Raw genomic sequence first — 8,677 nt, 5'->3', positions numbered from 1 at the left:
GTTGTACATGACCTTACTGGTGTCGGTAAAAACTTGCAAGAACATGTCGATGCTTGCGTATTAGTGAAGAGCAAGAAAAAAGACGGGTTCTCCACCACACCAAGCGGCCTGTTAAAAATGCTTCCCGATGTCTTTAAGTATTTTGGTTCGAAGAAAGGAAACCTAGCTAATTCAATCACACAGGCTGGCGCGTTTTTGAAATCTAGCCCAGAAGTTGAAGTACCTGATATTCAAATGCACTTTGTGCCTTTATTGTTTGATGATTGCGGGCGTGACTTACGCTTACTCAGCCAGCATGGATATACCTTGCATGTCTGTGTTTTACGTCCGGAAAGTCGCGGCACTGTCAGTTTGCGATCTGCTGATCCGCGAATGCCAATCAAAATCGATTTCAACTTCCTAACCCAAGAGAAAGACATTAAGACCTTGGTCAACGGGATAAAAGTAGCGCGCAACATTCTCAAAGCCAAAGCTTTTGATGAGCACAGAGGTGAAGAGATTCACCCCGGAGCAGACGTCACATCAGATGAAGCGCTCCTGCAAAAATGTAAGGACCGTTTAGGCTTGGTGTATCACCCATCAGGAACCTGCAAGATGGGTCATGACCCGATGGCCGTGGTAGATAGTGAATTGCGTGTTCACGGTATTAAGAACCTGCGCGTCATTGACGCGTCAATCATGCCAACCGTCACCAGCGGCAATACCAACGCTCCTGTAATCGCAATTGCAGAAAAAGCGGCTGATATTATTTTGTCACCAGCAACGAAGACAACACAGGCTTCGGCGGATAGTGAAGCAGCCATCGCAGAACCGGTTCTTTAATTAAGTTGTCAGTATGTCCGTAGCTCTTCAAATTGATCAGTCGATAGGCAACACGCCTATCGACCATATTCCTCATGATGACTTAACTAAGGGAAGCTAAACGAGAATAAAATCTTGCATCATGATTTGTTCTCCACTACTCCGCTAATACGGTTCATTCCCTAAATAATCAGCCAACTCTGCTATCTGTTCATTCGATGCGAACATGACGCCGCAATGATGCATGTAGGTACTACCGGGAGGATTGAAGAAAAAGTCTTTACCAGAAAAGTCTTTGGCGTAAGCGCCCAGCTCACTGAAGATGCAGGCAGTCGCGGCGAAGTCCCATGCGCTGCCACCACCAGTTTTGACACGCGGCGGTTTAAAATAGGTCGATGATGGAGTCTGCAGAACAGCAATCGCGCTCATCACACCGCCGGCATCGCTAAAGCGCTCAACCTCGTTATAGCCTTTATTTTCCGCCCACTGTTCAAGCTTTTGCCAAGCCTGCGCGAAGGCCTCACTCTCTATAAAACTGCAGTCCAATTGAACATTTAAAGTCTTGATTTGCCCTGTGTCAGGAGCACTAGCACTGAGCGTCCAAGGCTTTCCGTTGTAGCATGCGCCCTGTCCTTTAACAGCAGAATACAGGTCTCGCTTAACTGGGTCGTACACTACGCCAATCACTGGCTCGCCCTGTCGAGAGATCAAAGAAATAGCAACTGAATAACCATGCACTTTTCGAGTAAATGCAAGCGTGCCATCTAGAGGGTCAACACACCAGAAATAATCTTTCTCGAGTCGAGCGCCATCGTCTTCAGTCTCCTCGGTAAGCAGTGCAAAATCATAGCGTTCTGCACTTGCAGCCAGCTTGCTTCGAATTAAGGCATCGCATTTAAGGTCAATCTCGGTCACGACTTGCGTGGCCAAACTCCCGCCTGTGTCTTTATGCTGTACATCGATTTCACGCGTAGCACCCGCAGCAATCACCTCTCCCGCAGCCAGGGCTGCATCACAGGCGACCTCAAGTAAATGCAGTAAATCAGCTTCAGTTAAGTTCATCTACAACCTCTTTACTTAGGCGTTCGCTGTACGAATTAATTTTCCAATGACCGGGACTCCAACCTTTCACAAAGCGATGAAAATCAGCCCACGCATACTTAAACAAAGGACGCCATGAAGCTTCGATTTCTTGTACAGAGTATCGCGCCAAATGCATTGCAGAGTATCGATCAAGCGCGTCAGCCAAAGCCAAAAAATAATCATCAAGTAAGGCTGCCTCATACTTTTCGCAGTCATCTTCGTAGAGACATGAACCGATGAAGTAAGCTAGATCTTTCATGCCACACCCTGCCCCGACATATTGAAAATCAACCGCCGCAACCTTTGCCCCATCTTCAGAAAAACAGAAATTCGCTAGCTTCGCATCACCATGAAGTAGTGTTTGAAAAGGGCTTGCTTTGAGCTTTTGATCAATAGCTCCAGCAGCACGTTTTAGCGCCAGATCATCCAGCGCATCTAATTCATCGGGACGCGTTTCAAGATGCCAATACGTACCTGACGGCCACAAGCCTTGTGGCTGAACACCCATAAATCGCGCATGAAAATTAGCAAGCCATTGAATACATGGCTGCATTTGTTGATAAGTTAATGAGTCAAAACGTCGCGAAAAACTCACGGCATTTAGATCTTCTAGAATGATCAAATACTCAGCGTCAGGATCAAGCTTCGACTCATCAATAGGGAACGTTCGAGGCACTTGGCAATAGTCATCACATTGCCCAGCAAAATGCTTATACCAATTCGTTTCAACTTGATAAGAACGCACTTTGCGTTCATGCGATCGATTGGTATTCCATCCTCGCGGGTGCGCAATATCATCGGGAAGAGTGACGTGTTTGACGATCAAACTGGGTAGCTCTCCACCATCAAATCGATAGCGTTTGATAGCACCATAGCCACTCCATAGGCTCTGTACTTCTTCAACAGAACAAACGCTCTGCGATCCAGCAATAGTGAGTAGTTGTTGCTCTAAGGCATCCACGTAAACGGTCAGTCCCTAACTAATTCTTCGCAAACAAAAATGCACCGGCACCCATCATCATGGAGCCAGCACTACGATTCAAACGTTTAACAGCCAGTTCAGACTTAAACCACTCGCGCGCTTTTGCCGCAAAGATCGCAATCGACATCATTCCGATCATCAACGCAAAAAGCGTCAGAACAGATGCCAGAGCGATATCTGCACCGGTTAACACCGTCAAATCCATAAAGGTTGGCAAGAAGGCGATGTAAAACAGAATCACCTTTGGGTTAGAGGCAGAAATCAAAAAGCCTTGAATAAAACTTGCGAGTGCATTCCGTTTTTGACCGGTCGAATCTTCAGGGTCTAAGACAAGGGGTGCATTCCACATCTTCCAACCGAGATATACCAAGTACACCGCACCAACGATACGGATGACGGTAAACACCTCACTCCATTTAGAAGCAATCACTGCCAAACCTAAACATGCTGCAATTAGATATAAAATATCACTGATCGTCATGCCTAGAGCCATAGCAAAACAAGAGCGAGAACCTTGCGCAAGCGCCTTTGCCATCAACGCAAATACACCTGGCCCTGGTGTGACACCAAAGACAAGAACCGCAAAGAAAAATGCCAATGCGCTTTCAAACGTCATCTCTTCACTCCAATATAGCGAAAACTTTAGAAAAGATATTAAAACACAAAAGCTCGGTTAGACCTTAGGTGACACGCAATTAAATCATGCGTTTGGAGAGAGGGTTTTATCTATCACTCGGCCCGTCTGTAGACAGTTCTACCATCCTTTATCGTTTCTAAAACTTGAATGTCTTTTAGAATTTCCGGTGAAAGCTCTAAAGGGTTTTGGTCAAGGACGATCATATCGGCACGTTTACCGACACTAAGAGTGCCTTTGGTATCTTCTTGAAACAACATGTATGCCGCATGTTCAGTCACACCTTTTAACGCAACATAAGGACTAACACGTTCATCTTTGCCGATCACTGCTTCTGAACGCGCTACCCGATTTACCGCGCTGTGAACACCTAGCATTGGATTGATCGGCGTAACGATTTCATCTGAATGGTTTGTAAACTGAATCCCTTTTTCGTGAGCGTTATGAATGGGGCTCAAGAAAAAAAGCGCGTTCATCTTCTAAGTTTTCGCGATGCACATCACCCCAAAAGAAAGCGTGATTCGTAAAGAACGAAGGCAACATACCGTAGTCACGATACTTGTTTAACTGATCTTCACGCACAAACTGCGAATGCACAACGACCGGTCTGCGATCGGCATCCAATGGTTGACCAAGACGCTTCGACTCTTCTTCATGTGCTCTTATCACCATGTCGATGGCAGCATCGCCATTCCCATGCACAAAGATCTGAATACCCTTCTCATAGGCTAAGCCAATTAGTCGATTCAACTCATCCTGTGGACCATGAGGAAAACCTACACAGTCTTTTTCGCATCCAAATACTGACGTTAAATATGGTTGAGTGAAGTAAGCCGTTTTGCCCTGTCGCGAACCATCACCAATCAGTTTTATACCTTGAACCTTGAGCCCATTCTTATAGGTCTTAAATTCAAGATCATCGTTCTTCAGGCTCGCATATCCATGCAGTGTCACAAGATCAAAATCGAGCTTTTCTTCTGCAGCAAGACTCCTGAAAAATGCCATGCTAAGAAGGTCTGTCATGCCATCTTGTGCCCTGGTCACACCAAAAGACAAATAGTGCTCCTGTGCTTTTGGGAATAACTCAGCTTTCTTGCCTTGAAACTCTTCGATAGCCTTGCCTGCAAAATAGTACATTGATATTTCTTGAACGAGGCCAGTCGGCGTTTTGCCATCGTCGAAGCAAATAATTCTTCCACCAATCGGATCTCTCGTATTCTCATCGATACCACCTTGTGCCAATGCCACAGAATTGGCCACACCCATATGACCACTCACATGCTGGAGATACACCGGATTATTCGGAAATGCTTTATCTAGCTCTATCTTGGTGATGTGCTTGCCTTCAGCTAGTTGGGTTTCGTCATAGCCCCATGCAAATATCCACTCGCTCAGCTTAATACCGAATGCATCGCGGTAGTTTTCTAAGGCGACAATGATGTCTGAGAAATTAGTGACCGTTCCTGCCGGAGGTGGCGCCACGTTGGCTTGCCCTATCGCACTAATCATCATTCCAAAATGACTATGAGGATCAATAAACCCAGGAAGCAAAAGCTTTCCTTTCAGGTCTCGTGAACTGGCCTCGGGAAAGTTTGTCTTTGCTTGCTCAAGATCCCCTGACGAAAACAATCACACCATCTTTGACGACGAGCGCTTACACGAAGCTTGGTGACTTCCCTTCCATAGTAAGAATCGGCCCGTTGCTAAAAAGCATCCATTTGTTTGCTTCCGCACCACGATCATCAGCTACCGTGGTGGAGGTCCATATAAATAGACACAAGCAGAAAAAGAAAAACGAGATGCTCTTAAGATGCGATGAACTCATGAGGCCAGTCCTTAGTTTATTATCATTGGCAGTCATGTAGAGCATACGCTTCAATAAAACCTTTGGTTTTAAGCGCTGATTCTGGCGTTATAACGCTTCGTCATGCGTGCAAAACGCACTCGATCTTTGATTAGAGTAAACAGCGGTGAAACATCGGCTTTAGGTGCTTTGCCCTTGCCTAGACGTTGCAACTGTCGGCGAACAATCGCCATGGTCGCCAAGGCGGAGATCGCCTTATCGCTAAAGTTTGGTTCAGGCATCGAGACCGTTTTATTCGGATCGGTTTTCCAAATATCAGGCAAGCGCGGCTCTAGAGCAAGACCAGTCGCGATACCAATCATATCGATACCCGCCTCAAGCACCGATTCTGCCACTGGTTTGCGTTTAATACCGCCTGTCGTCATTAATGGCATCTGGGCAACTTGTTTTAGCTCTTCGGCAAATTCTAAAAAGTAAGCTTCACGAGCAAGTGTTCGTCCATCGGCTGTACGACCTTGCATGGCAGGGCTTTCATAGCTACCACCAGACAACTCAACTAAATCAATCTTTTCATTATTGAGCTGTTCAATCACATAGCGTGCATCATCTTCAGAGAAGCCACCACGCTGAAAGTCAGCGGAATTGAGTTTAACCGACACCGCAAACTGATCAGAAACAGCAGCACGCACCGTACGCACGGTTTCAAGCAACATACGAGAACGGTTCTCTATACTGCCGCCCCATTGGTCTTGTCGTTTATTGCTTATCGGAGATAAGAACTGAGAAATCAAGTAGCCATGCGCGGCGTGAATTTGCACACCCGAAAAACCCGTTTCTTCAGCGCGACTTGCCGTCAATGCAAAGCGTTGAATAATGTCGTCAATCTCAGCCTCGGTGAGCGCTTTAGGTTTCGCGATCATATTTGAGCGTTTACCTAAATCAACCTGAATATCTGAAGGACTCAAGGCTTTTCCTTTCAGAGCCGAAAAGACCTGTCGGCCAGGATGATTAATCTGCATCCACGCTTTCGTGTCATTCAATTGCGCTATGTGCGCCCATTGTTTAAAAGGCTTAAGCGGCGCATTTGCGTCTAGTACGACGCCTCCTGGTCCCGTCATCGCATGACCATCTACCATCACGTTCCCTGTTATCAACAAACCCGTTCCGCCAAGTGACCATTGTTTATATAAACCCAACAGCTGTTTACTTGGATTACCATCGGCATCGGCCATGTTTTCTTCCATTGCCGCTTTTGCAATGCGATTTCTGATCACTTGGCCACAAGGAAGAATTAGAGAAGAATAAATAGTTTCAGTCAAAACACAGTACCTTAAAAACAAAGCTATAAAACTAGGCAAAAAGGTTACTACTGTTCGTAATCACCTTGTTAGTTAGTTAAGTACATAAGTTTTATTTTTATGGTCAAACAACGGACTTGATCAAAAGAACAGCTAAGCATGGCTAGATCTAAAGACCAAAACTTCTTACTCTTGAATAAAGATAATTCAAAAGAGGCTGAAATGAGCGCGCTACTAGAACATACGATATCGGTTTTCATGGCCTTTTTTGCAATCATGAACCCCATCGCCAATACAGCTGTTTTCGCATCACTCAGTGAGCACTTGAGTGATGAAAGACGAGTGGGTTCTGCAAAACGAGCGATTATGCTCGCGTTCATCATTGTGAGCGCATTTGCAATCCTCGGACAATCTTTGTTTGAGCTGTTTGGCATCTCAATTACGGCCTTCAGGCTGGCCGGGGGGATTCTAATCTTCATCATTGGATATCACATGCTGAACGGGCAAAGCTCTCATCTGCATAACAACGAAGAGGCGTCCCTTGATGACATTTCCATTTCACCATTAGCAGTTCCAATACTTGCAGGGCCCGGCACTATCGCCACTGCAATGAATTACTCAATGGGTTCTTGGGAAGAAGCGCTTATTACCGTTTTCGCTTTTTTTCTGCTGTCTCTCGTGACATTGGCTTGCTTCATTTCAAGTAGCAAAATCTTAAAAGCACTAGGCGAGGATGCGCTCAACATTATCACTCGGCTTATGGGGCTTATTCTTTGTGTCATCGGAATACAAATGTTTATCGATGGCTATTTGAGCATCCATGCATAGCTCATTAACAAGGAATCCGATTATGAGAAAATTCTTATCACACTGCTGATCTCACTTTTTCTTGTAGCGTGCAGTACTGGTTCTCAAGTTGTTCCGAGCGATCATTTGGAAGCGGGTCCTGAGATTGAACGCTTCACTGGGACAGTTGTGAATATCAAAGAAGTAAATACGAAAGCCACGTTTGGAAAACGTTTTGGTGGTGCATTCTTAGGCGCGCTTATTGGTGGACAAATTGGTGGTGGCACAGGCGAAGAGATTGCAGGTGTTACAGGTGCGTTTTTAGGGATTGAGCTGGCGAACGACAAATACGGCGACACCATCGATCATGTTTTCTTAAAAGCCAAAGACGGCAGTGAATACGATTGCTACGTTGAGCTGAACGGCTTTAAGGTGGGAGACGCTGTTGAATTTACACTCGTGTCGGGGCATGTCTCTGCGATAGTTTCCACTTCACCCTGATCAGAATAGGCGGAGCAAATCACTCCGCCAAAGGAATAACTATTTCGCTTTAACAACACCTAAATTGATTAGGCTTTCGGCACCAGCAAGAATCGCATCTTCTGCAGTATGAGGCGTCCAACCAAGCGATAGTGATGCAGAGTTGTCTGCCTTCTTCGTTTTACCCCCCTCTCCTTTCACCATCTCCATGTCCTTCACCACATAAGACAATAGATTTGACAGTAGCTCAGGCAATTCAAAAGTAGAAACTTTATTGTTGGGATAAGCGCCCTTGAGAGTCTTGGCAACATCTTTAAACATCACCCAACCGTTTGCGCCAATAAATCGCTTGCCTACCGCTTCTGGTTTTTCGTAAGCCAAGCGATGCAACGTCGCGATATCGCGCACATCAACAGCCTCAAAGCCAATCTTTGGCACCATTGGGTAGTTGCCGCTGAGTAATTCTACGATTAGTTGTAACGAGGTTCCGTAGTCACTCTCCAGTGCAGGCCCTAATACAAAAGCAGGTAAGACAGTTGATAGCTGAATATCGGTATCTTTTACGTAGTCCCACGCGGCTTTTTCAGCTAAGGCTTTACTCTTGTAATAGGCCACATCGGTCGCTTCTACATTGGTCCAATCTGCCTCAGAGAAAGTACGATGCTTTTCCTTATGCCCAAACATCACCGCAGCAATCGATGAGGTCAACACAACGCGTTTAATACCGGAATTGTTTGCCGCTTTTAAAGCATTTAAAGCGCCATCTACAGCGGGACGAATGACTTCTTCATGATTCTTCGGCTGTTGCA

10 protein-coding genes are annotated in these 8,677 nt (G+C 45.7%); 3 read left to right on the top strand and 7 right to left on the bottom strand.

Going from position 1 to position 8,677, the window contains the following annotated elements; translation table 11 throughout:
- Positions 1-822: GMC family oxidoreductase (locus tag A3738_RS03720; RefSeq protein ID WP_231876521.1), on the top strand; the 822-nt coding region annotated here is incomplete at its 5' end.
- Positions 823-966: 144 nt separating this feature from the next.
- Here A3738_RS03720 and A3738_RS03715 read toward each other — a convergent pair.
- From A3738_RS03715 to A3738_RS03690, 6 genes are all read right to left on the bottom strand, one after another.
- Positions 967-1,863 carry a 3'(2'),5'-bisphosphate nucleotidase CysQ gene (locus A3738_RS03715; protein WP_068479992.1) on the bottom strand — a complete coding sequence of 299 codons (897 nt, stop codon included), beginning with the start codon at positions 1,861-1,863 and terminating at the stop codon, positions 967-969.
- On the bottom strand, positions 1,850-2,845 hold the full coding sequence (locus A3738_RS03710; RefSeq protein ID WP_068479989.1) for a phosphotransferase: 996 nt from the start codon (positions 2,843-2,845) through the stop codon (positions 1,850-1,852). The genes A3738_RS03715 and A3738_RS03710 overlap by 14 nt, the downstream gene beginning before the upstream one ends.
- 19 nt (positions 2,846-2,864) lie before the next feature.
- Positions 2,865-3,482 carry a LysE family translocator gene (locus tag A3738_RS03705; RefSeq protein WP_068479993.1) on the bottom strand — a complete coding sequence of 206 codons (618 nt, stop codon included), beginning with the start codon at positions 3,480-3,482 and terminating at the stop codon, positions 2,865-2,867.
- Between the two features lie 113 nt (positions 3,483-3,595).
- Complete coding sequence (locus A3738_RS32300) at positions 3,596-3,958, bottom strand: amidohydrolase family protein (RefSeq protein ID WP_197472323.1); 363 nt, start codon at positions 3,956-3,958, stop codon at positions 3,596-3,598.
- A complete protein-coding gene (locus A3738_RS03695; protein WP_068501769.1) occupies positions 3,942-5,129 on the bottom strand; it encodes an amidohydrolase in 1,188 nt (395 codons plus the stop codon). Before A3738_RS03695 ends, A3738_RS32300 begins: the two co-directional genes overlap by 17 nt.
- A 264-nt stretch (positions 5,130-5,393) precedes the next feature.
- Positions 5,394-6,623, bottom strand: a complete 1,230-nt coding sequence (locus A3738_RS03690) for an NADH:flavin oxidoreductase/NADH oxidase family protein (RefSeq protein ID WP_068480980.1) — start codon at positions 6,621-6,623, stop codon at positions 5,394-5,396.
- A gap of 171 nt (positions 6,624-6,794) precedes the next feature.
- Here A3738_RS03690 and A3738_RS03685 point away from each other — a divergent pair, with 171 nt between their 5' ends.
- Positions 6,795-7,430 (top strand): MarC family protein, encoded by a 636-nt coding sequence (locus A3738_RS03685; protein WP_231876520.1) that lies wholly within the window; start codon positions 6,795-6,797, stop codon positions 7,428-7,430.
- Between the two features lie 105 nt (positions 7,431-7,535).
- Entirely contained in the window at positions 7,536-7,889 is a 354-nt protein-coding gene (locus A3738_RS03680; RefSeq protein ID WP_068501772.1) for a hypothetical protein, read from the top strand.
- 39 nt (positions 7,890-7,928) lie between these two features.
- On the opposite strand, the gene A3738_RS03675 is transcribed toward A3738_RS03680, so the two are convergent.
- On the bottom strand, positions 7,929-8,677 hold a 749-nt coding region (locus A3738_RS03675), incomplete at its 5' end, for an NAD-dependent epimerase/dehydratase family protein (protein WP_068763361.1).

Source organism: Oleiphilus sp. HI0066 (genome assembly GCF_001635725.1).
Note: the sequence above shows the minus strand (reverse complement) of the source record. Positions and strands in the feature narration are given on the sequence as shown.